Here is a 23,235-nt window from a genome sequence, read left to right as displayed (position 1 = left end):
GCGGGGGTGGACCTAAAATTCGCCTTTTGTAGGGCTCAAGTCACACTCATGGGCCGACCAAGGGTAACCTTCAGCGATCGTGCGGGTATGTCCCACAATGCGTAGAACGAATGAGGGGCCATGAAAGGTCGCGTGCTGGTCGTCGACGACGACGCCGCTCTCGCCGAGATGCTGGGGATCGTGTTGCGAGGGGAAGGCTTCGAACCGTCATTTGTCTCCGACGGCGACAAGGCCCTCGACGCGTTCCGGGATACACGCCCGGACCTGGTGCTGCTCGACCTGATGCTGCCTGGAGCAGACGGCATCGACGTCGCGCGCAGGATCAGGGCTGAGTCGGGGGTCCCCATCGTCATGCTCACGGCCAAGAGCGACACGATCGACATCGTGCTCGGGCTGGAGTCGGGTGCGGACGACTACATCGTCAAGCCGTTCAAGCCGAAGGAACTGGTGGCCAGGGTGCGGGCGCGGCTGCGCCGTACCGATGAGCCGACCCCCGAGATCCTGCAGATCGGTGACATCACCATCGACGTGGCGGGACACTCGGTCAAGCGCGGTGAGGAGACCATCAACCTCACGCCGCTGGAGTTCGACCTGCTGGTCGCGCTGGCCCGCAAGCCGCGCCAGGTCTTCACCCGCGAGGTCCTGCTGGAGCAGGTATGGGGCTACCGGCACGCGGCCGACACGCGGCTGGTCAACGTGCACGTGCAGCGGCTCAGGGCCAAGATCGAGAAGGATCCCGAGCACCCGGAGATCGTCGTCACCGTTCGCGGAGTGGGCTACAAAGCCGGCCCCGCCTGACGCCCGTCCGCCCCGCCATGCCCCCGACGAAGAAGAAGAGATTCCGCAGACGGACGCTGCGCCAGATTCTCGGCGGCGTCCGCCGGCGGCTTCGTCGTGCGGCGGGCAGGACGCGCCGCGTGTGGCGGCGCTCGCTGCAGCTCCAGGTGGTCACCAGCACGCTGGTGATCTCGGTGATCGTGGTGGTGGTGCTGGGCACGTTCCTGTTCGGTGAGATCAACAGGTCGGTCGTGGACAGCAGCCGGCGCTCGAACGCCAGCGAGGCCGCCGCCGACCGGCTGCAGATCGCCGACGCGCTGACCCCCGAGACCGACGACCCCGCCAAGGCAGCCGACGGCCGCGAGCAGAGCTCGGGCAACGTGCTCGACGAGGTCATGGACACCATCACCGGCTCGGGCGAGAACGGCTCCAGGAAGCGCTACGAAGTGCTGGTGCTCAACCTGAAGACACCCGGCCAGTCGCGGGCGTCGGGCAGCGTGGTGCCGGCCAACGTGCCCAAGCAGCTCAGGTCGAACCTGGAACGCAGCGTCCGCGAGTACGACTACGACAAGCCCGTCGGAGCCATCCAGCCGATCCAGTTCCCCGGCGAGGGCCAGGCCACACTGAAGTACGTGGTCGGCGGCATCGTGAACCTGCCGACCAACGGCCAGAACTACGAGGTCTATCACTTCTTCCCCTTCGACGAGGAAGAGGAACTGCTCTACAACGTCCGGCTGGCCATCGTGGTGGTGGGACTCGGGCTGGTGATGTTGCTGGCCGCCATCGCGTACCTGGTCGCCCGCCAGGTCGTCACCCCCGTACGGCTGGCGCGGCAGGCGGCCGAGCGGCTGGCGTCGGGCAACCTCGACGAGCGGCTCAGGGTGCGCGGCGAGGACGACCTGGCCCGGCTGGCGAACTCGTTCAACGAGATGGCCGTCAACCTGGCGCTCAAGATCCACCAGCTGGAGGAGCTCTCGCAGGTCCAGCGGCAGTTCGTCTCCGACGTCTCGCACGAGTTGCGCACGCCGCTGACGACCGTGCGCATGGCCGCCGACCTGCTGTACGACGCCCGCGAGGACTTCGAGCCGATGGCCGCCCGCTCGGCCGAGCTCATGCAGGCCCAGCTCGAACGGTTCGAGTCGATGCTGGCCGACCTGCTGGAGATCAGCCGCTACGACGCCGGCGCCGCCACGCTCGACCTCGAACCCGTGGACGTCCGCGACGTCGTGTTGCGCGCCATCGGCGACTCCGAGGCGCTGGCCGAGCGGCAGGCCACCCGTTTCGAGCTCAGGCTGCCCAACGAGCCCTGCATGGCCGAGATCGACAACCGGCGGGTCGAGCGGATCCTGCGCAACCTGCTGTTCAACGCGATCGAGCACGGAGAGGGCAGGGACATCGTGGTCACCGTGGGCGCCGACAGGGACGCGGTGGCCGTCGCCGTACGCGACCACGGGATCGGGCTCAAGAACGGGGAGGACACCATGGTCTTCGACCGGTTCTGGCGGGCCGACCCCTCACGGGCCAGGACCATCGGCGGCACCGGGCTCGGGCTGGCCATCTCCCGCGAGGACGCCTCGCTGCACGGCGGCTGGCTGCAGGCGTGGGGGCAGCCAGGCGAAGGCTCCCAGTTCAGGCTCACGCTGCCCAGGACGGCCGGCGCCGATCTGAAGGGTTCGCCGCTGTCGCTGGTGCCGCCCGAGATCGAGATGCGCCGTACGTGGCGTGCCATGACGCCCGTGCTGCTGCCGGCCTCCGGAGACGGAGCTGGTTATGACGGCGTGGACTATGGGGCGGACTATGAGGAGGACTAGAGCTGTCGCGCGGCTCGGCGCCGTGGCCGCGATCGTGGCCGCCGTGGCGCTGGCGAGCTCCGGCTGCACCGTCATCCAGGTGAGCGGTCCCTACGCGGTGGACGACGAGGGCAGCGGCGATCCCCTGACCAAGCCGTTCCAGCGCATGATCGCCATCGGCCCGCAGCCCGAGTGGGGTCCCGAGGAGACGCTCAGGGGTCTGCAGGCCGCCATGGCCGCCTACGCGGAGGATCCGTCGGTGCTGCAGAAGTACCTGACCCCGCAGGCGCGGCAGAAGTGGAACGCGGCGGGGCCCGTGCCGGTGATCGAGAACGCGTTCGAGGTCGTGCTGCCGCCGCCGCGTGACGGCTCGGAGACCTCGATCAGGGCCACCCTCAAGGGGCGGTGGGTGGCGCGGATCAACGAGGACGACTCCTACCGGCCCACGGCCGGGGGGTGGGACGAGCCGTACGAGCTGGTCAAGAACCCGCACGGGGGTTATCTCGTCAACAGCCTGCCTCCCGGGCTGCTGCTCACCGATGCCGACGTGAAGCGCGCGTACCGGCCGACGAACCTGTACTTCCTCAACCGCAACGCGCAGAACAGGCCGGTGGTCGATCGCGTGTGGCTGCGGCTGAAGACCACGGAGACGTTCGCGCAGACCGTGCTCAAGCGGCTGCTCGAACCGCCCACCGAGGCCCTGCGGGGCGCGGTCGCCTCGGGCTTCCCCGACGACACGAAGATCGAGTCGATCGTCTCGGGCGAGGAGAGCGTGGTGATCAACCTCTCCGGGTCGCTCGACTTCGACGACCTGAGCACCGAGGCCGCGCTCAGGACCCAGATCAGGAACAGCCTCAACAGGAACGAGATCGCCAAGGGCCGCGTCATCGAGATCCATGTGGACGGGGCGAAATACTCCATCGACCGGCCCGCCTCCGATGACAACTGGCTCGACGAGGGCGGCGACACGCCGTACTACATCAGCAAGGGAGCGGTGCACTACCTGGGCAAGGACGGTCCCGGGGGCGCCGTGGCGGGCGCGGCGGGGGAGCCGCGCGACGGGTACTCCGATTTCGCCGTCTCCCCGGGGGCGACCCCGTACATCGCCGCCAAGACCTCGACCGGGATCTCGGTGGTGGGAGTCACACAGGATGCGCGCTGGCAGGAGGTCATCCACGGCGCCGGCCTGACGGCCCCCACCTGGCATCTGGACGGGTCCCTATGGACCTACGACACCAAGAACTCCGTGCTGCTGCGGTACGACCCCGCCGCCAAGAAGAACGCCGAGGTGGTCAAGTCGCCCGAACTGGACGGGCTGGACGTGACCCGGTTGCGGATCGCCAGGGACGGGGTCCGGGTGGCGGTGATCACCGGCACCGGGGAGAACACCGTGCAGATCGGCGCGCTGACCGGTGAGGGCGCCGGCCGGACGCTGGGGAACTTCCAGGCGCTGACCACGACCGAGGTGGGCGACGAGATCATCGACATCGCCTGGCGGGACGACGAGCGGTTGCTCGTGCTCGTGGAGGGCAGGGCCGGGCAGATACTCAACGAGATCAACGTGGGGGACGGGCAGACGACCACGGTGCCGTTGAAGAACCTGCTCAAGTCGGTGGCCGCGCTGGGTGAGCGGGTACTGGCCGAGGCCAAGGTGGACAAGGGCACCAAGATCATGGAACTGAACCAGGACCAGCAGAACTGGACCCCGAAGATCGAATCGGACGCGGGCCCACCAATGTTCCCCCTGGGCTGAACCCGTAAGGGGGAGTGGCCGGTGGGGCGGAACTGTCGGTGGCGTCCGGCAGGCTGGGCCGCATGCTCAGCGCCGTACTGGACCTGGTCCTTCCCCCGTCCTGTGCGGGCTGCGGCGCCAAGGGGGCGTCGTGCTGCCCGCGCTGCTTCGCCGTCCTGACCGCCTCCCCGGCCAGGCGCATCCCCGCACCGGCCCCGCCCGGCCTGCCCGACTGCTGGTCGGCGGCCCCCTACGAGGGTTCGGTGCGCAAGACGATCGTGGCCTACAAGGAGCGGGGCATCGCGGCGTTGGCGGCCGTGCTGGCGGAGGCCGTCACCCGTACGGTGCTGGCGGCCGTCGGAAACGCGGAGGGCTGGGCGAGCGGGAGGTTCGCGGTGGTGCCGGTGCCCAGTGGGCGGCGGAGCCTGCGGGCGCGGGGCCACGATCCGGTCGGCAGGCTGGCGGTGCTGGCGACCGGCCGGCTGCGGGCGCTCGGTTTCGGGGCTGAGGCGTGGGCCGGGCTGCGACAGGTCGGACGGGTGGCGGACCAGGCGGGCCTGAGTTGCTCTGAGAGAGGTTTGAACCTAAAGGGGTCACTCCAGGTCATACCCACCGCGAAAAGCCCTCCAGCGGCCTACGTGCTGCTCGTGGACGACATTGTCACGACCGGCGCCACCCTCGCCGAGGCTGTCAGGGCGCTTAGGTCGGAGGGGCTGGCCGTGCCGCTCGCGGTCACCGTCGGCGCGACACGCCGAAGATCTTGAATTCGTGGCGGTGACGGTGAGTAAAGAAAGATCCAAATCGCATCCCTTACCTTGAGGTCACATGTCACTTCCCCCCGTTTTGTGGTGGTGCTGCTCAGCGGATGGGAGCCCCCGGCTCATAAGGGTTGCCGATCGGTTAAATGGGGCAACGGAAGGCGCTTACCGCGCTTGTGTCGATCACGGACGGTGATCAACGGGCGGATCCTCCGGCTGACATTCCTGCTGGATGCGGATAGCGTTCCTACATGGCACCCGTTCGGGTCCGTGGTTGCGCAGGGTCGGGGTTCCCGGCTCTGCTAGCCGATGCCAGCCGCAGGCAAAACGGTCCACGTAAGGCGACTCTTTGTCGACCGATCACGGTGCGGCTTAGGGGTAAGTCCTGCCTTCCCGGGGGTCCAGATGTCCCCCGTCAGGAGAGAAGGGCAGTAGTGGCAACAGAGCTGCGAAATCCTCAGCAGGCGGATGTGGGGTCGAAGACCAGGTCGGCCGGGCGGGTGCCTTCCGAGTTCCCGGTGACGCCGAGTCGGAAGTGGGTAACCGTGACAGAAAGGCAGCCAGTAGGCCCCGTCCGACGTGCACATTGTCGGGCGCTCGTGCTCAGTCGTTAGACCGAAGGGGGGCTGTTGCATGGACATCATCGTCAAAGGCCGGCACACAGGAGTGAGTGACCGGTTCCGAGACCACGTGACGACCAAGCTGGCCAGGATCGAACGTCTGGACAACAAGCTCATTCGAGTCGATGTGGAGGTGTCGAAGGAACGCAACCCGCGCCTCGCCGATCAGGCGGAGCGCGTCGAGCTCACCATTCACTCGCGAGGACCGGCCATTCGCGCCGAGGCCTCGGCCGACGACCGATTCGCAGCCCTCGACATGGCCCTCGACAAGCTGGAAGGCCGCCTCAGGCGACTGTCCGACCGGCGCAAGGTGCATCACGGCAACCATGCCCCGCCCTCGGTGGCGGAGATCACCGCAACCCTTCCCGACGCGGCCGACCTCGCGCCGCGCACGCAGCCGACCGTCCCCAAACAGGCCGAGGCCGATGAGGACGAACTGCGGGAGAAGCACGACAAGCAGTACGACGACATCGTCCCGATCGAGATGGACGGCGATGGCCCGCTCATCGTCCGGGAGAAGTTCCACCGAGCCGAACCCATGACCATCGACCAGGCCCTGCTCGAAATGGAGCTGGTCGGACACGACTTCTACCTGTTCCGTGACAAGGAGAGCGGCCAGCCGTGCGTCGTTTACAACAGACGAGGCTACAACTACGGCGTGTTGCGGCTCATAGAGCCCTGATCGCGCGCTAAAAGATCTTCTCGACCACCCCGAGAACCGCGGGTACATGCCATCATGGCGGTTCAACGGCTCTGGCCCCCCGACGAGGAGGAGACGTGAGCGAGCTCAGTCAGGCAGAGATGAGCGAGCGAAGCGAGGCGAAGGCAGGTGCGAGACGGAGCGTCGCGAGGCGGATCGAGGAGGCCTGGTGACCGAGTCTGGCGAGGCCCACGTGCAGGCGAGCGAGCCGATCCGCGTCATGATCGTCGACGATCATGAGCTGATCAGGCGGAGCCTGGCGTTGGCGCTGGCTGCCGAGCCCGACATCGAGGTGGTCGGTGAGGCGAGCGACGGGCAGGAGGCGGTCGAACTGGCCGATCGCCTCATGCCTGACGTCGCACTCATGGATGTGCGCATGCCCCGGCAGGACGGGATCGAGGCGACGAAGGGCATCAAGGCCTCCGTCCCGAGCACCCGCATCATCATGCTGACGGTGAGCGACGAGGAAGAAGACCTCTTCGAGGCCATCAAGGCGGGAGCCACCGGCTACCTGCTCAAGGACGTACAGATCAACGATGTGCCCGCCGCGGTGCGCGGTGTGCACGAGGGCCAGTCGTTAATCAACCCGGCAATGGCGGCCAAGCTCATCAGCGAGTTCGCCAACATGAGCCGCAAGGAGGCCGAACGGCCGCCCCAGCTCCCCGTCCCCCGTCTCACCGACCGGGAGATGGAGGTCCTCAGGCTGGTCGCCAAGGGCATGAACAACCGGGAGATCGCCAAGCAGCTGTTCATCTCCGAGAACACCGTGAAGAACCACGTACGCAACATCCTCGACAAGCTGCAACTGCACTCGCGGATGGAAGCGGTGGTCTACGCGGTGCGGGAACGCATGCTGGAGATCACCTGACGAACCGTTCTCTCACGAGCGCACCGCGCAGCGCTCGGTAGGGGGAGCGGCCAGGGGCGAGTGTGTGCACGGCGCCGCCACGAGCCTGGAGCAGCCAGGAGCGAGGTGCGTACAGCGCCGCCACGAACCTGAAGCGGCCAGGGGGCACGTCTGTACGGCGCACGCACGAGCCGCAGCGGCCAGGGGGCCACAAGCTGCTTACGCTGAGGTTGGCCGCGGGGGCGCGCTCAGAAGAGGTTGGCCTTTGGCGCTCAGGAGCGGAGCTGATCCCAGTCGAGACGGACCAGGATCGGTCCTTCGGCTCGCGTCACGGCTCCCGGTTCCAGCAGGCAGACACGCCGATAGCCACCGATTCCGTGGTCCAGCGCGAGGATCTCTATGCTGGAAACGCCCTGATCGTCCAAGCTGACGATCCAGTACCACGGGATCCCGGCTGCGGCGTATTCGGCGCATTTGTCCACGGTGTCCACGCGGAGGTTGCCGGAGAGGACCTCGACGGCGAGCAGAACCAGATGCGCGGGCAGGGGCTTTTCGTCCTCTGGCGCGCATCGGAACAGGGCGGCGTCCGGCCGTCGGATATGCGTGCGTGGCAGCTCCCACAAGACCACGTCGAAGTCCGAGTTGGCCTCAAGAGATTCCTGTGTCCGAGCGGTGTGGCGCCGGGCGGCGCTCTCCAGCATGTTGGTCAGCCGCCGAGCCATTGTCTGGTGCAGCCTGGAGGGTGGCTCGCACCGTACGGCCTGCCCGCCGACCACCTCGACCTGACGACAGAACTCCTCGGGAAGCTGCTTCCAGATGTCCACGGTGATCGGCTCAGGCTGTAGCTCCGCCTTGTGCACCCAGTCGAAAACCTCGGACATGGCACTTTCCAGACTCGAGACGGGTGCTTAAACCCTACTGGCCGCGTTCAGGATCGGGAGGAGTTCCGGGGGGTCGGCGCGTTCGACGCGTATGGTGTCGCAGCCGACCCACTCGGCCGCCGACCACAGGGCGTCGCTTAATGCGCCGGCCCACTTGGCGGGTGAGAGGCCGGGCTCCAGGCTGAGCTGCCTGGCTACCAGGGTGGAGCCTTCGCGGGCCGGGTCGACGCGGCCGATCAGCCGGCCCCCGGCCAGTACCGGCATCGTGAAATAGCCGTGCACGCGCTTGTGCTTGGGGACGTAGAGCTCCAGCGTGTACGTGAAGTCGAACACGCGCTTCGTGCGCTCCCGGTGCCAGATGAGAGAGTCGAACGGCGACACCAATGTCGTACGGTGGCGGCCGCGTGGCTCCGACGCCAGGGCCGCCGGGTCCGCCCAGGCGTTGCCCACGCCCTTCTTGCCCGGCCAGCCCGTCACGGTCACGGGGACCAGGCCGGCCGCGCCGCTGAGCAGGACCTCGTCGAGGATCGCCGCGTAGTGGCCCTTGAGGCGCAGGAAGTCGATGAGGTCGGTGCGGTTGGCCACGCCCAGGGAACGGCCCGCGACGGTCGCGAGCCGGGTGACGCATTCCTCGTCGGACAGGTCGTCGGCCAGGAGGTCGCCGGGGACCACGCGTTCGGCCAGGTCGTAGACGCGGCGCCAGCCGACGCGGCGGCTGCACACCAGCTCCCCGATGTCGAGCAGCCACTCCAGGCCGATCTTGGAATCGGACCAGTCCCACCACGGGCCGCCGTTCTTGGCGCCGCCCACGTCGGAGGTCGTCAGCGGGCCCGACTCACGGACCTGGTCGAGCAGCTTCTCCACGCCGTCGGGGACCTCGTGCCAGCGGTAGCGCCTGTTGCGGAAGGCCCGGCGGCGGAAGGAGTAGAGCGGCCAGTGCTCGATGGGCAGGATGCAGGCGGCGTGGCACCAGTACTCGAAGCTCTGGGCCGGGTCGTGCCAGTAGGCGCGCTCGACCTTGGGGCGGCCCACCGCGCCCAGGCGGGCGTAGGAGACCAGCTCGTGCGAGCGGGCCAGCACCGAGATCGTGTCGAGCTGTACGGCTCCCAGCCTGCGCAGCATGGCGTGAACGCCGCCCTTGCGCGCGTCGGCGCCGATGAAACCCTGCGAGCGCAGGACGATGCGGCGCGCCTCGTCGGCGGTCAGGTCGGTCGCGGCGGTCATGCCCGTGGCTCCGTACGGCGATGCATGCGAGCAATCTAGTGGTGGCCACCGACAGAATCGGACGACTGCCTGGTCACGCCCGAGTCGAAGGGCTCAGAGAGCTCAGAAACAGGGCCTGGCTCAGAAACAGGGGCGGCTCGGCACAGGGCTTGGCTTATGCACAGGGCTTGGCTTATGCACAGGGCGCGGCTTCTGAGGAGGGCGCGGCTCATGTGGAGAGTGCGGCTTTTGAGGAGGGCGCGGCTCAGGAAGAGGCGGCGGGTCAGGAACTGGAAGGGGTCGGGCGTTCGTTGATGGCGGTGTAGAAGCGCGGACCGCGTGCTCAGGTGCTCTTGGGTGGCGGTATGGAGGCACGAACGCCGCCGCTCAGGTGTTCTGGAGGCCGAGCCGGACGGGAAGGTCCAGGAGGTTGGAAGGGGCGAGGTGGGAGCGGTAGGAGCGGGAAGGGGAACGGCGGGCGGCCATGGGTTGGGCGCCCGCCGGTGCGGCCTGCTTCAGCGGTGGTCTTCCGCGCGCATGCCCACGCGCGGCGCGTCGATCACGACGTCGGTGAGGATGTCGAAGACCAGGGCGAGGACACCGCCGACGACGAAGACTCCGGCGCCGATCCAGACGAGCGTCCAGTTGGCGGCCGTCATCCCGAAGCCGGCCACGATGGTGCCCACGATCATCACCGTCACCGCGAGCCACGATGAGGCCCGACCGCCGTGGCTGCCGAGATTCTCCGTATGTTCCGACTTCTTCCCCTCAACCATGGCTCATCCTTCCTATGCCGGTTATCGCGCTAATGGTGCGAGCCGGCTCTACACCGGCATACCCTCTGCCTTGACCCATCCTCCCAGACGGGTTCCGCGCCCTCGTCGCCACGGTGGCTGTGTCTGGTTGCAGAACCGCCTACGATGGCAACGGGGAAGTTTGTCTCGGCCTCTCCTCCTGGCGGCGCCGCCGGGGAAGACCTGCGAGGAGCTTTACATAAAGTGGCAGCCATTCTCGACAAGATCCTACGTGCCGGCGAAGGCAAGATCCTGCGCAAGCTCAAGCGGATCGCAGACCAGGTCAACTCCATCGAGGACGACTTCACGAGCCTGTCCGACGCGGAGTTGCGTGCGCTGACGGACGAATTCAAGCAGCGCCATACGGACGGTGAAACCCTCGACGATCTGCTTCCCGAGGCGTTCGCGACCGTGCGCGAGGCGGCTCGCCGCGTGCTCGGCCAGCGACCCTACGACGTGCAGATCATGGGTGGCGCCAACCTTCACATGGGCAACATCTCCGAGATGAAGACCGGGGAGGGCAAGACGCTGACGTGTACGCTGCCGTCCTACCTCAACGCCATCTCGGGCAAGGGCGTCCACGTCATCACGGTCAACGACTATCTGGCCAAGCGTGACGCCGAGACCATGGGCCGCATCCACCGCTTCCTCGGGCTGGAGGTCGGCTGCATCATCTCCGGCCAGGACCCCGAGGAGCGCCGCAAGCAGTACCAGGCGGACATCACCTACGGCACGAACAACGAGTTCGGCTTCGACTACCTGCGCGACAACATGGCGTGGTCGCTCGAGGAGTGCGTGCAGCGGGACCACAACTTCGCGATCGTCGACGAGGTGGACTCGATCCTCATCGACGAGGCGCGGACGCCGCTGATCATCTCCGGTCCGACCAACCAGAACTCGCAGTGGTTCGGCGCGATGGCCAAGATCGCCATGCGGCTCCGCGGCGTGGAGATCCGGCCGGAGCTGCTCAAGGGCCCCGACGGCGAGAAGTGGGCGGAGGATCAGCGCCTCAAGTTCGACTACGAGTTCGACCCCAAGCGGCGCACCGTCGGCGTGACCGAGCGCGGCGTCCAGCGGGTCGAGGATGAGCTCGGCATCGTCAACCTGTACGACAGCGAGCACACCCACCTGATCGGCTACCTCAACAACGCGCTCAAGGCCAAGGAACACTTCAAGCGCGAGAAGGACTACATCGTCGCCGAGGGCGAGGTCCTGATCGTCGACGAGTTCACCGGTCGCATCCTGCACGGCCGCCGCTACAACGACGGCATGCACCAGGCCATCGAGGCCAAGGAGAGCGTGAAGATCAAGGACGAGAACCAGACTCTCGCCACGGTCACGCTGCAGAACTACTTCCGCCTGTACGGCAAGCTCGCCGGGATGACCGGCACCGCGGCCACGGAGGCGAACGAGTTCCACCAGACGTACAAGCTGGGCGTCGTCCCCATCCCCACCAACCGGCCCATGATCCGCAAGGATCAGGCCGACGTGGTCTACAAGACCGAGGACGCCAAGTTCGACGCGGTGGTCGAGGACATCAAGGAGCGCTCCGAGGCCGGTCAGCCGGTGCTCGTCGGCACCACCTCGGTGGCGAAGTCGGAGCGCCTGTCCAAGGCGCTCAAGCGGCGCGGCGTGCAGCACGAGGTGCTCAACGCCAAGAACCACGCGCGTGAGGCGTCGATCATCGCCGAGGCGGGCCGCAAGGGCGCCGTCACGGTCGCCACCAACATGGCCGGTCGAGGCACCGACATCATGCTCGGCGGCAACTCCGAGTTCCGCGCCGACCTGGAGCTGCGTCAGCGCGGCCTCGACCCGGTCGAGACGCCGGAGGAGTACGAGAAGGCCTACCCCGAGGCGCTGGAGAAGGCCAAGGCGGCGGTCAAGGCCGAGCACGACGAGGTCACCTCGCTCGGCGGCCTCTACGTCCTGGGCACCGAGCGGCACGAGTCGCGCCGCATCGACAACCAGCTCCGCGGTCGCTCCGGCCGTCAGGGCGATCCCGGCGAGTCGCGCTTCTACCTGTCGCTCGGCGACGACCTGATGCGCCTGTTCAACTCCGCCAGGGTCCAGATGATCATGGAGCGGCTGCAGATCCCGGACGACCAGCCGATCGAGTCCGGCATCGTCTCCAAGGCCATCGCCTCCGCCCAGCACCAGGTCGAGCAGCAGAACTTCGAGATCCGTAAGGACGTTCTGAAGTACGACGAGGTGATGGACCGCCAGCGTAAGGTCATCTACGCTGAGCGCCACCGCGTGCTGGAGGGCGCCGACCTGCACGAGCAGGTGCGCGGCTTCGTCGGCGAAGTGATCGACGGCTACGTCCAGGGCGCCACCGCCGAGGGGTTCGCCGAGGAGTGGGACCTCGACAAGTTGTGGAAGGCGTTCGGGGAGCTCTACCCGGTCTCGGTCACGGCTGAGGACGTCGTCGAGGAGGCCGGTGGCCGCGAGGAGCTGAGCGCCGAGCTGATCAGCGAGAAGATCAAGGCCGACGCGCTGGCCGCCTACGACCGGCGCGAGGAGGAGTTCGGCGCGGAGACCATGCGCGACCTGGAGCGCCGCGTGATCCTCTCCGTCCTCGACCGTAAGTGGCGCGAGCACCTCTACGAGATGGACTACCTGCGCGAGGGCATCGGCATGCGGGCCTACGCGCAGAAGGACCCCAAGATCGAGTACGCCCGCGAGGGCTACGAGATGTTCGCCGCGATGCTGGAAGGCATCAAGGAGGACTCCGTCGGGTTCCTGTTCAACCTTGAGGTGGAGGTGCAGGAGAACCCGATCGTCGAGGAAGAGGACGCGGCGATCGCGGAGACCCGTTCGATCATCGCGCGTGGCCTGCGCGGCCCCGAGCGGCCGGCCGAGCTGGAATACTCCGCGCCCGGCGAGCAGGGCGAGGTCGAGCACACGAAGGTCCGTACGACGTCGGCCGAGCGGGCCGCGTACGGCAACGTGGAGCGCAACGCGCCCTGCCCGTGTGGCTCGGGAAAGAAGTACAAGCGCTGCCACGGGGACCCGAAGCACGCGGCCTGACCCTTCGGGCCGCCTCCCCCTTCCGGGGTGAGGCCCGAGGTTTTGAAAGACCCTAGGGGCGCCGTCGGTCAGACGACCGGCGGCGCCCCTTCTTGCGTGTCGCGCCATCTGCGGTCTACATCGCTGACTGGGTGCCGACCGAGCAATCTCCGGCGCTCGCTGACCTGGGACCAGGGCAATGAGATCGGCCGAGGGCAAGCCGCAACTACCCCGGTGATGATCAGCTGGACCTGGCCCCACCCGTGCGGACGCCTGGCGGGATCCTCAGCCAGGCGTCCGCTGTCCTCCGGCACGCCGGTGTGTTCGTTACGCCGTTTCGAAATCGGTGCACACCCATTGGAGTCCCCGCCGTTCCAGTCGTACGGCCAGGACGTGGTTGCGGTCGCCGCAGACCACGAGGGCGCACATTTCGATGGCGCCGTCGCGGGGCTCCTTCCTGTGTACGCTGCGCACGAACGGCGGGCGGCTCGCGTGGATCATCTGGCCCGCTTTCGCCAGCTCCCGATAGGCGCGGTCGCTGAGCCGGTCCGCCACACTCTCCGGCGGGCGGCGGCCGGTGAGCACCTCGGCCAGGGCCTGGGCCAGGTGTCGTAGCGTGCGCTCGTTCGGCAGGGCGCCTGGCGGTCCCCACACCAGGGGGTGTGGGGCGAGTGCCAGGGCGCCGTGGGTCTGCGGGCCGGTGGGCTCCTCGGGGACCGGGACGACATTGAGGCGGGTTACCGGGGCCATCGTGCTCCTTCAAAGGTCTTCGCTGGAAGAAAGATTCGGTATAAGGAGTTTTCGGCTCGGCTCAGGAGTACAGACCGCGCCAACTTCCGTGGCGCGCGGATAGCTATGCCCTTTTTGCAATGAAGATCGTCGTAAGTTGGATTCCCTCTTCGTGGGGGTGCCGGAGCGTTTCGGGCCTGGGCGGCGGGCATGCGGAAGCCCCAAACCATTTCGGTCTTGGCGAAACCCCCCTTTAGGTGGGTACGGATTCGCGGCCCGGGGTGGGGAGGTCGAGCCAGCGGATCAGCAGGGTGAACAAGGCGTAGTAGAGCAGCAGGTACGCCAGGCCGAACAGGATGATCACCCCCAGGCCGTGCGTGTTGGACTTGCCGGCGTTCAGCAGCAGGTCGATGGCGCCGCCCGAGAACGTGAAGCCCAGACGGGCGCCGAGTTCGGCCATGAGGGCCATCGACAGGCCCGTGAGGAGCGCGTGGGCGACGAAGAGGACGGGGGCCACGAAGATGAAGGCGAACTCCAGCGGCTCCGTGATGCCCGTGATGAACGCCGTCAGGCCCGCCGAGAGCAGGATGCCGCCCACCGCGTGGCGGCGCTCGGGCGGGGCGGCCCGCCACATGGCGATCGCGGCGCCCAGCAGGCCGAACATCATGACGGGGAAGAAACCGGTCATGAAGATGCCCGCGCCCTGCTCACCCGCGAAATAGCAGTTCAGGTCGCCCGCCGCGGTGCGGGTCGCGCCGTCCACGCCCGCGTGGCACTCCGGAAGCGTGAACCAGACGATGGTGTTCAGGAAGTGGTGCAGGCCGATGGGGATGAGGAGGCGGTTGACCACGCCGTAGATGCCCGTACCGGCCGTGCCGTGGGCCGAGAGCCAGTCGCCCACCACCGTCAGCCAGTCGCCGATCGGGCGCCAGAGGAGGCCGAAGAGCACGCCCAGCACCAGGGCGGCGACGGCGGTGATGATCGGGACCGAGCGCCGGCCGCCGAAGAAGGCCAGCCAGGACGGCAGTTTGACGCGGTGGAAGCGTTGCCAGAGGAGGGCGGCCGTGATGCCGATGACGATGCCGCCCAGGACGCCCGTGGGGTTCTGGGCACCCAGGTCGAGGGCGGGGACGCCGTTCGGGAGGGTCAGGGTGACCTTGTCGTGTACGGCGCCGTGGCCTGCCTCGAAGAAGAGGGTCCTGGTCACGCGGTCGAAGACCAGGTAGCCGACCAGCGCCGCGAGCGCCGTGGAGCCGTCGGCCTTGCGCGCGAAGCCGATCGCCACGCCCAGCGCGAACAGGAGCGGCAGGTGATCGAAGAGAGCGCCGCCGGCCGCCGCCATCACTCTGGCCACCGGGAGGAGCCAGGGCAGGGTGCCGCCCAGGCCGTCCGCGCCGAGCAGGTCGTCCTGACCGAAGCGGAACAGCAGGCCGGCGGCGGGGAGCACCGCGATGGGCATCATGAGCGAACGGCCGATGCGTTGCAACACGGCGAAGGCCGATGACAGCCGGGACAGCGGCTGGGGCTGGGGCTGGGGCTGGGATGGCACCCGGGAGGGCGGTCCGGACGGGGGTGGTGGCTGGGATGGCGATGGGCTGACCGGTGGTGGGCTGACCGGTGGTGGGCTGGACGGTGGTGGGCTGGACGGTGGTGGGCTGGATGAAGGTGGCTCGGAGGGTGGCGGGTCGGAGGGTGGCGGGTCGGATGGCGGTAGATCGGACGGTGGTGGGTCGGAGGGTGGGGTCGGGGCCATGGGTGTGGTCACTCCCCACGCGTGTGTTCGCGGATCGACGTGGGGGATCGGTGGGTTACTACCCAGGGGTGGATCGCGAGGAACCGACACGACGGCGGGCCGATCACCACCTGTGGTGAACCACAGGTGAAACGGGCGGCGCACCGCATTCTGCCCGCCAGCCCCCCTGCCTAGCGTTGACCCCATGATGCAGACGATGCTGAACGTGCTGGTGGCGATGACGATGGCGGCCGGCGGTCAGGCAACCGCCGGAGTGGGGCCCGAACTGGAGAAGATGGTGGAGAGCAAGGGGGCGACCGCGGCGCTGGCCCGGATCTCGGACGGGAAAGGAACCTGGTCGGGCGCCGCCGGGGTCCGGGACATTAAGCGGGGCGGCGAACCCGCGCCCGGCGGGTACTTCCGGATCGGCAGCGTCACCAAGACGTTCGTCGCGACCGTGGTGCTGCAACTCGTGGACGAGGGCAAGGTGCGGCTCGACGACCCCATCGAACAGCACCTGCCGGGCCTGGTGCCGGACGGGGCCGGCATCACGGTCCGCGAGTTGCTCAACCACACCAGCCATCTGTACGACTACATGAGCGAGCCGGGATACTCCACCAACCGCTGGCGCGGCAAGGACAGATTCCGCTCCTACGAGCCGCGTGAGCTGCTCAAGGTGGCCTTCGCCAAGAAGTTGCCCGACGACGGGAAGTGGCACTACTCCAACACCAACTACGTGGTGCTGGGGCTGCTGGTGGAGAAGCTGACCGGCAGGCCGTACGGCAAGGAGGTCGAACGCCGCATCCTGCGCCCGCTGGGGCTGCGGCACACAGTGGTGCCGGGCGATCGGGCGGGGCTGCCCTCGCCGCACGCCAAGGGGTACGAGGCGATGCCCCACCTGGTGGACGCGACGCGGATGAACCCCTCGCTCGACTGGGCGGCGGGTGAGATGATCTCGACCGCGGCGGATCTGGAGCGGTTCATGGCCGCCCTGCTCGGCGGGAAGCTGACCAGCGCCGCCTCGCTGCGGGCCATGCGCACGACCGTCGAGAAGACCGGAGCGGGGTTCGCCTACGGGCTGGGCCTGCAGGCGTACCCGCTGCCGTGCGGCAGGGTGTGGGGGCACAGCGGCGAGCTGATCGGGTACCAGACGTACGCGTTCCGCTCCGACTCGGGCAGGTCGATGACCCTGTCGATCAACCCGTCGACCCGCAACCCGTCCACCGAGGAGATCATGGGCATGGCCACCAAGGCGTTCTGCGGCTAGGTCTCGCCCGAGTCGACGTCGGGTTCCGGTTCGCGGCCGGGGGTCTGGATGTTGAGCCTGCGGATCAGGAACGTGAACACGACGTAGTAGAGCACGCCGTAGACCACGCCAATGATCAGGATCCCGGGTAAGTTCTCGGTGTTCGACTTGCTGGCGTTCAGCAACATGTCGAGCAGGCCCGCCGAGAAGCCGAAGCCGAGCTGACCGCCGATCAGCGTGGTCAGGGCCACCGCCAGGCCCGTCAGGATCGCGTGGACCACCAGCAGCAGGGGCGCCACGAAGATGAAGGCGAACTCGATCGGCTCCGTGATGCCCGTGACGAACGACGCCAGCCCCGCCGACAACATGATGCCGCCCACCGTGGCCCGCCGGTGCTTGGGGGCGGCGCGCCACATGGCCAGGGCGGCGGCGGGCAGGGCGAACATCATGATGGGGAAGAAGCCGGCCATGAACTGGCCCGCGTGGGGGGCGCCGCCGAAGTAGCAGTTCCAGTCGCCGCCGAGCACCCGGCCGCCCACCTCGCACTGCGGCACCACGTACCAGACCACCGAGTTGACGAAGTGGTGCAGGCCGAGGGGGATGAGCAGGCGGTTGATGAGGCCGTAGATGCCGGTGCCGATCGGGCCGATGGCGGCCAGGGCCTCGCCGGCGTGGCGGATCCACTCGCCGATCACCGGCCAGAGCCAGCCGAAGGCCACGCCCAGCAGCAGCGCGACGATGGAGGTGATGATGGGCACGAAGCGCCGCCCGCCGAAGAAGGCCAGCCAGGACGGCAGTTTGATGCGGTGGAAGCGTTGCCAGAGGAGCGCGGCGACCAGGCCGATGACGATTCCGCCGAGCACCTTGGTGGGGTTCTGCACGCCGTTGTCGACGATCTCCTTGATGCCCTGCGCCTGGACGACCTTGATGGCGATGGTGTCCCTGATGTCGGAGCCGAAGAACATCGCCTTGGTCACCCGGTCGAAGACCAGGTAGCCGACCACGGCGGCGAGCGCGGTGGAGCCGTCGGCCTTGCGGGCGAAGCCGATCGCCACGCCCACGGCGAACAGCAGCGGCAGGTTGTCGAACAGCGCGGCCCCGGCGGCGGCCAGCACGTCGGCCACCTGGGTCATCCAGGACATGCCCGCGACGTCGGCCAGGCCGCCCGGCTCGGCGCCGTTGGCTCCGAGCATGTCGGGCTGGCCGAAGCGCTGCAGCAGGGCGGCGGCGGGCAGGGCGGCGATGGGCAGCATGAGGGAGCGGCCCAACCGCTGGAGCACGGTCATCACGCGAGCGAACGGCGAAGGCCGGGAGGCGGTGGTCTCGTTCACCGGGCGTTCCTCCGAGGCGTGCAAGTGCCAGGAGTCATGGGCGGAGGTCCTCAGGGAGGGAGGGCCGGAGTCATGGGCTGGGGCTCTCAGGGAGGGCCGGGGTTATGGGCTGGGGCTCTCAGGGAGGGCCGGGGTTATGGGCTGGGGCTCTCAGGGAGGGCCGGGGTCATGGGCTGGGGCTCGCAAGGAGCCGGGGTTATGGGAAGCCCCCAGGCGGGCCTCTGGCGAAGGTCTGCGGCGGGGTGGGCCGGGTTCCGTCGCGGGCGCGGTGGTGGGTCAGCCGCGTCTGGTGGGCATTTCGAGGACGGTGCGTAGCTGGTAGCGGTCGGCGCGGTACGTCGAAACGCCCAGCTCCGCGCAGGCCCCGCCCGAGAACGACCGCCGCTGCAACAGCAGCACGGCCCCGCCGCGCGGCAACTTCAGCAGGTCGGCGTCGCTCGGGTCGGCGATGCCGCCGTCGATGGTCAGCTCTCCGGCGTCCATGACCAGCCCGTAGCGCCGCTCCAGCAACTCGTACAGCGACCTGTCGGAAAGGTCCTGGTCGGCCAGGTCGGGGGCGAGCTTTACCGGGATGTGCGCCCTTTCGATGGACAGCGGCTCGCCGTCGGCCGTACGCAGGCGCTCGATGAAGTGCACCTCTTCGCCCGGCACGATGCCCAGCTCCTTGGCCAGGTGGGCGCTGGCGCGCACGATGCGCCGGTCCACGTCGCGCGCGCCGGGGATCATGCCGCGCGCCCTCATGTCGTCGGTGAACGACGTGAGCTGCAGGGCCAGCTCGATCTTCGGCCGGGCGACGAACGTGCCCTTGCCGGGCACGCGGTGCAGGCGGCCCTCGGACACGAGGTGGTCCACGGCCTGCCGTACGGTCATCCTGGACAGGCCGAAGCGCTGGCACAACTCGCGCTCGGACGGGATCGCCGCGCCGATGCTGAGCTCGTCGCTGTCGATGAGGTCCAGCAGGATCTCGCGAAGCTGGAAGTACTTGGGCACCGGGCTGTCCGGATCGATGTGCGCCACGGATCCTCCCCTCGTCTCTACCTGGGCAATGGGTTATGGTTCGTACTGGTCTAGTCCGGACTAGACCACAGGTCGCGAAAGACGGTCAAGTCTGAACCGCAATGAGTTGAGGGATGGGCCCGAGATGACCACCAACATGCACAGCGAGATCGCCGAGCAGCCGACCGCGCTGCGGGCCACTTTGGACGCCCTGCTGCCCAAGATCGACGAGATCAAGGCCATGGGGGAGCAGACCCGCCAGCTGCTGTTCATCGCGCGCGGGACTTCCGACAACGCCGCCGTGTACGGCCGCTACCTGGTCGAATCGCACGCGGGACGCCTGTCCGCGCTGGCCGCGCCGTCGATCGCGACGACGTACAAGCGCAAGCTCGACCTCGACGGCGTGCTGGCGGTGGCCATCTCGCAGTCGGGGCGGACCGAGGAGATCGTCGAGACGCTGGCCTGGGCGAAGGACTGCGGGGCGAAGACCGTCGGCGTCACCAACGGCGGCGCGGACAGCCCGCTGGCCCAGGAGGCCGACGTGGCCCTGTGCACGGTGGCGGGTGAGGAGAAGGCCGTGCCCGCGACGAAGACGTACACGACGCAGCTCGCCGCGCTGGCGGTGCTCGCGATCGGGCTGGGCGCGGACGTGGACGCGGCCGAGCTGCGGCGGGTGCCCGACGCGGTGGAGAAGCTGATCGCCGAGCCCGGCGACCTGGAGGCCGTGGTCGAGGGGCTGCTGGACAAGCCGGGCGTGGTCGTCTCGGGGCGCGGGCTGGCGTTCTCGACGGCGCTGGAGACCGCGCTGAAGCTCAAGGAGGCCTGCTACCTGCACGCCATGGGCCTGTCCTACGCCGACCTGCTGCACGGCCCCATCGCCGTGGTGGACGCCGACACGCCGGCGCTGCTGGTGGCCGCGGAGCACAGCCCGACGCTACAGGGTACGGTCGCCCTGGCCGAACGGGTCGTGGCGGCGGGGGCGGCGGCGTACACGGTCGGGGGCGGCGCCGCGCTCGCACAGGCGGGCACGGCCGCGCTGAACGGCCCCGAGTTGCCCGAATGGCTGGCCCCCATGGGCCTGATCGTGCCGGGCCAGCTGCTGACCGAGGCGCTGGCGCGCCGGCTCGGCATCGACCCCGACGCGCCGCGCGGCTTGAACAAGGTCACTCAGACAGACTGATCTAGCCTGGTCGGAGTGCTAATCCTAGGGAGGACCCGATGGCGGCGGACGTGAACGCGATCATCGCCGCGCTGGGCGGCGCCGGCAACATCATCGAGATTGAGCCCTGCATCACCCGCCTGCGTACGGAGGTGCACGACGCCTCGAAGGTCGATCAGCAGGCGCTCAAGGCGGCCGGCGCGCACGGCGTGATGGCGGCGGGCAACGTGGTGCAGGTCGTCGTCGGGCCGGAGGCGGACACGATAGCCAGCGACATCGAGGACATCATCGGCTAAAGGGCGAGACCATGACGACTGTTCTCGCCCCGGTCGAGGGGGCGGCCGTGGGGTTGGACGCCGTGCCCGATCCGGTGTTCTCCGCAGGCATGGTCGGGCCGGGAACGGCGATCGAGCCGCTGAGGGGGCCGGGCAGGGCCGTGGCCCCGATTGCGGGGAAGATAATGAAACTGCACCCGCACGCGTACGTCATCGTCGGAGACGACGGCAAGGGCGTGCTGGTGCACCTGGGGATCGACACGGTCCAGCTCCAGGGGGAGGGGTTCCGGCTGCTGGCGGCCGAGGGTGACCGGGTCAGCGCAGGTCAGCCGGTGGTGGCCTGGGATCCGGCGGCCATCGAGGCCGGCGGGCGCTCGCCGGTCTGCCCGGTCGTCGCGCTGGACGCGCTGCCCGCGGAGTTGACGGCGGTCGCCGTGGGGGCGGTGCACGTGGGGGATGAGCTTTTCAGATGGGAATAGCGGCCGCCCGCGCCGGTTTGCAGGGATGCCGGTCGGCGCAGCAGAAGATACCGGTCGCCGTGAGTATCGGGCCGGTCTCTTTGGCCCCGTGTTCGCCAGAAATATCGGACGGACCCGTCACAATGAACTGGTCGCCCGAATTGGGGGCGATCGGCGGCGCCGACGGATGGAGAGTCCGGCTGGTCCGGACCGGTTGAGAAGGAGGAGCGGCAACATGGGTGAGCGTAAGGTCACCGTGGCGGCGGAGGTGGGGCTGCACGCCCGTCCCGCGGCGACGTTCGTCCAGCGGGCCAAGCTGGCTGCGATGGACATCACGGTGGAGAAGTCCCACGGCGGTGGCCCGGTCAACGGCAAGAGCATCCTCGCGATCATGGGGCTCGACGTCCGGCAGGGCGAGACCGTGGTGATCTGCGCGGATGGCGACGGCTCAGAAGAGGTGCTGGACGAACTAGCGAAGATCGCCAGTACGCCATGAACCTGCGGGGGGTGGGGGTCAGCCCGGGAATCGGGCACGGCCCCTCTTATGTGCTCACCGTCTCCGTGCCCGAACCCCCCGAGGGCGCCACCTACACCGGTGAGGCGGAGCAGGAGAAAGAGCGCGCGATGGTCGCGCTCACCCAGGTCGCGGGCGAGCTGGAGTCCCGTGGCAACCGGGCGGGCGGCGAGGCCGAGGACATACTCAAGGCGCAGGCGCTGATGGTCGAGGACCCGGGCCTGGTCGTGAAGGTGAGATCGCTGATCGACCGCGGGCTGGCCGCCCCCAGGGCGGTCTTCGAGGCTTTCACGAAATATCGGGACGTGCTCGCCGGGTCCGGTGGATATCTGGGCGAGCGGGCCGCCGACCTGGGTGACCTCAGGGATCGCGTGATCGCCGTGCTCAACGGGCAGGACATTCCGGGGCTGCCGGCGGCGCCGGCGGAGCCGTACGTGCTGGTCGCCAGGGATCTCGCCCCCGCCGACACCGCGCTGCTGTCCAGGGACGACGTGGCCGCCTTCGTCACCGAGGAGGGCGGGCCGACCAGCCACACCGCGATCATGGCCAGGTCCATGGGCGTGCCCGCCGTGGTGGCCTGTCCCGGCGCGACCGGCATCGCGCCGGGCGTGCGGGTGATGGTGGACGGGACCTCCGGCGAGGTACGCGTGGAGCCGGCCGAGTCGGACGTGGCCGACGCGGTCGGCGCCGCCACGGCCAGGCAGGCCGCGCTCGCCTCGTGGACGGGCCCCGGCGTGACCGCGGACGGGCACTCGGTGCCGCTGCTGGCCAACGTGGGCGGCCCGGCCGAACTGGAGGCGGCCGTGGCGGCGGGCGCCGAGGGCATCGGTCTCTACCGGTCCGAGTTCCTCTTCCTCGGCAGGTCCGAGCCGCCGTCGGCGGAGGAGCAGCGGCACGCCTACCGGGCGGCGCAGGCGGCCTTCCCCGGCGGCACGGTGGTGGTGCGGACGCTGGACGGCGGCGCGGACAAGCCGCTGGCCTTCCTGCCCATGCCCGCCGAGGAGAACCCGGCGCTGGGCGAGCGGGGGCTGCGCAGGTTCGCGCGTTTCCCCGAGGTGATGGACGTCCAGCTCGACGCGCTGGCGAGCTGCGAGGGCGTGCGGGTGATGGCGCCGATGGTGGCCACGGCCGAGGAGGCCGCCTGGTTCGCCAGGGAGTGCGCGGAGAAGGGGCTGACGGACGTCGGCGTGATGATCGAGATCCCGTCCGCCGCGCTGCGGGCCGCCGACCTGCTCGACCGGGTCGACTTCGTCTCGATCGGGACCAACGACCTGAGCCAGTACGCCTTCGCCGCCGACCGCGGGCTCGGCGCGATGAGCGCGCTGCAGGACCCCTGGCAGCCGGCCCTGCTCGACCTGGTCGCCACGACCGCGCTGGCCGCGGCGCGGGCGGGCAAGCCGTGCGGGGTTTGCGGCGAGGCGTCCGCCGACCCGGCCCTGGCCTGCGTGCTGACCGGCCTCGGGGTCTCCTCGTTGTCGATGGCGCACTCGGCGCTGGCCGCGGTGCGCGCCGGGCTGGCCGCGCACACGATGGAGCAGTGCGAGGCGGCGGCCGACGCGGCGCGTACCGGATCTTCGGCGGCGGACGCGCGCGCCCGCGCCCGCGTTCACCTGCCAGGACTCGACCGGCTGGGGTTGTAGGCGGAGTAAGGGTTGACCGGGGGGCGTCGCCACCCGGATACCGTTGG

The 23,235-nt window shown here is 68.9% G+C and carries 20 protein-coding genes; 13 read left to right on the top strand and 7 right to left on the bottom strand.

Annotated features, from left to right (window positions below):
• Positions 1 to 120: 120 nt before the first annotated feature.
• The 6 genes from mtrA to AB0I81_RS27295 all read left to right on the top strand — a co-directional run bounded on the left by mtrA (position 121) and on the right by AB0I81_RS27295 (position 7,245).
• Positions 121 to 798 carry an MtrAB system response regulator MtrA gene (gene mtrA, locus AB0I81_RS27320; RefSeq protein ID WP_106236674.1) on the top strand — a complete coding sequence of 226 codons (678 nt, stop codon included), beginning with the start codon at positions 121 to 123 and terminating at the stop codon, positions 796 to 798.
• Between the two features lie 17 nt (positions 799 to 815).
• Complete coding sequence (mtrB, locus tag AB0I81_RS27315) at positions 816 to 2,588, top strand: MtrAB system histidine kinase MtrB (protein ID WP_360661943.1); 1,773 nt, start codon at positions 816 to 818, stop codon at positions 2,586 to 2,588.
• Complete coding sequence (locus AB0I81_RS27310) at positions 2,575 to 4,320, top strand: LpqB family beta-propeller domain-containing protein (RefSeq protein WP_360661941.1); 1,746 nt, start codon at positions 2,575 to 2,577, stop codon at positions 4,318 to 4,320. Before mtrB ends, AB0I81_RS27310 begins: the two co-directional genes overlap by 14 nt.
• Positions 4,321 to 4,334: 14 nt before the next feature.
• Positions 4,335 to 5,063, top strand: a complete 729-nt coding sequence (locus tag AB0I81_RS27305) for a phosphoribosyltransferase family protein (RefSeq protein ID WP_360661938.1) — start codon at positions 4,335 to 4,337, stop codon at positions 5,061 to 5,063.
• 627 nt (positions 5,064 to 5,690) lie between these two features.
• Positions 5,691 to 6,359 carry a ribosome-associated translation inhibitor RaiA gene (gene raiA / locus AB0I81_RS27300; RefSeq protein ID WP_360661936.1) on the top strand — a complete coding sequence of 223 codons (669 nt, stop codon included), beginning with the start codon at positions 5,691 to 5,693 and terminating at the stop codon, positions 6,357 to 6,359.
• A gap of 238 nt (positions 6,360 to 6,597) precedes the next feature.
• Positions 6,598 to 7,245, top strand: coding sequence for a response regulator transcription factor (locus tag AB0I81_RS27295; RefSeq protein ID WP_206067986.1), 648 nt, complete (start codon positions 6,598 to 6,600; stop codon positions 7,243 to 7,245).
• A 251-nt stretch (positions 7,246 to 7,496) separates the two neighbouring features.
• Here the strand turns inward: AB0I81_RS27295 and AB0I81_RS27290 are convergent, their stop codons facing one another.
• From AB0I81_RS27290 to AB0I81_RS27280, 3 genes are all read right to left on the bottom strand, one after another.
• A complete protein-coding gene (locus tag AB0I81_RS27290; RefSeq protein ID WP_360661933.1) occupies positions 7,497 to 8,105 on the bottom strand; it encodes a Uma2 family endonuclease in 609 nt (202 codons plus the stop codon).
• 27 nt (positions 8,106 to 8,132) lie between these two features.
• A complete protein-coding gene (locus tag AB0I81_RS27285; RefSeq protein ID WP_360661930.1) occupies positions 8,133 to 9,329 on the bottom strand; it encodes a crosslink repair DNA glycosylase YcaQ family protein in 1,197 nt (398 codons plus the stop codon).
• Between the two features lie 494 nt (positions 9,330 to 9,823).
• Complete coding sequence (locus AB0I81_RS27280; protein ID WP_360661927.1) at positions 9,824 to 10,084, bottom strand: HGxxPAAW family protein; 261 nt, start codon at positions 10,082 to 10,084, stop codon at positions 9,824 to 9,826.
• A gap of 222 nt (positions 10,085 to 10,306) precedes the next feature.
• On the opposite strand from AB0I81_RS27280, the gene secA reads away from it, so the two are divergent.
• Entirely contained in the window at positions 10,307 to 13,129 is a 2,823-nt protein-coding gene (gene secA, locus AB0I81_RS27275; protein ID WP_360661925.1) for a preprotein translocase subunit SecA, read from the top strand.
• A gap of 306 nt (positions 13,130 to 13,435) precedes the next feature.
• Here the strand turns inward: secA and AB0I81_RS27270 are convergent, their stop codons facing one another.
• Positions 13,436 to 13,858, bottom strand: a complete 423-nt coding sequence (locus AB0I81_RS27270) for an Rv3235 family protein (protein WP_360661921.1) — start codon at positions 13,856 to 13,858, stop codon at positions 13,436 to 13,438.
• A 232-nt stretch (positions 13,859 to 14,090) separates the two neighbouring features.
• Complete coding sequence (locus AB0I81_RS27265) at positions 14,091 to 15,386, bottom strand: PTS transporter subunit EIIC (RefSeq protein ID WP_360661918.1); 1,296 nt, start codon at positions 15,384 to 15,386, stop codon at positions 14,091 to 14,093.
• Between the two features lie 388 nt (positions 15,387 to 15,774).
• Here AB0I81_RS27265 and AB0I81_RS27260 point away from each other — a divergent pair, with 388 nt between their 5' ends.
• A complete protein-coding gene (locus tag AB0I81_RS27260; RefSeq protein WP_360661916.1) occupies positions 15,775 to 16,836 on the top strand; it encodes a serine hydrolase domain-containing protein in 1,062 nt (353 codons plus the stop codon).
• Here AB0I81_RS27260 and AB0I81_RS27255 read toward each other — a convergent pair.
• Together AB0I81_RS27255 and AB0I81_RS27250 are read right to left on the bottom strand one after the other, a co-directional pair.
• Positions 16,833 to 18,146 (bottom strand): PTS transporter subunit EIIC, encoded by a 1,314-nt coding sequence (locus AB0I81_RS27255; RefSeq protein ID WP_360661913.1) that lies wholly within the window; start codon positions 18,144 to 18,146, stop codon positions 16,833 to 16,835. The genes AB0I81_RS27260 and AB0I81_RS27255 overlap by 4 nt on opposite strands.
• A 276-nt stretch (positions 18,147 to 18,422) precedes the next feature.
• Positions 18,423 to 19,163: a GntR family transcriptional regulator gene (locus AB0I81_RS27250; protein ID WP_360661910.1), complete on the bottom strand. Its 741-nt coding sequence runs from the start codon at positions 19,161 to 19,163 to the stop codon at positions 18,423 to 18,425.
• Positions 19,164 to 19,287: 124 nt separating this feature from the next.
• Between AB0I81_RS27250 and AB0I81_RS27245 the strand changes: the two genes are divergently transcribed.
• The 5 genes from AB0I81_RS27245 (at position 19,288) to ptsP (ending at position 23,188) form a co-directional block, all read left to right on the top strand.
• On the top strand, positions 19,288 to 20,322 hold the full coding sequence (locus AB0I81_RS27245) for an SIS domain-containing protein (protein ID WP_360661907.1): 1,035 nt from the start codon (positions 19,288 to 19,290) through the stop codon (positions 20,320 to 20,322).
• Positions 20,323 to 20,360: 38 nt separating this feature from the next.
• Positions 20,361 to 20,597: a PTS glucose/sucrose transporter subunit IIB gene (locus AB0I81_RS27240; RefSeq protein ID WP_360661904.1), complete on the top strand. Its 237-nt coding sequence runs from the start codon at positions 20,361 to 20,363 to the stop codon at positions 20,595 to 20,597.
• A gap of 11 nt (positions 20,598 to 20,608) precedes the next feature.
• Positions 20,609 to 21,055, top strand: a complete 447-nt coding sequence (locus AB0I81_RS27235) for a PTS glucose transporter subunit IIA (protein ID WP_360661902.1) — start codon at positions 20,609 to 20,611, stop codon at positions 21,053 to 21,055.
• Positions 21,056 to 21,269: 214 nt separating this feature from the next.
• Entirely contained in the window at positions 21,270 to 21,530 is a 261-nt protein-coding gene (locus AB0I81_RS27230) for an HPr family phosphocarrier protein (RefSeq protein WP_360661899.1), read from the top strand.
• The gene (gene ptsP, locus AB0I81_RS27225) at positions 21,527 to 23,188 is read left to right on the top strand and encodes a phosphoenolpyruvate--protein phosphotransferase (protein ID WP_360661895.1); all 1,662 of its coding nucleotides are present in this window, start codon (positions 21,527 to 21,529) and stop codon (positions 23,186 to 23,188) included. Before AB0I81_RS27230 ends, ptsP begins: the two co-directional genes overlap by 4 nt.
• Positions 23,189 to 23,235 lie beyond the last annotated feature (47 nt).

The sequence above is a fragment of the Nonomuraea sp. NPDC050404 genome, from assembly GCF_040655495.1.
Taxonomy (GTDB): domain Bacteria; phylum Actinomycetota; class Actinomycetes; order Streptosporangiales; family Streptosporangiaceae; genus Nonomuraea.
This window is presented reverse-complemented; position numbering and strand designations above follow the sequence as displayed.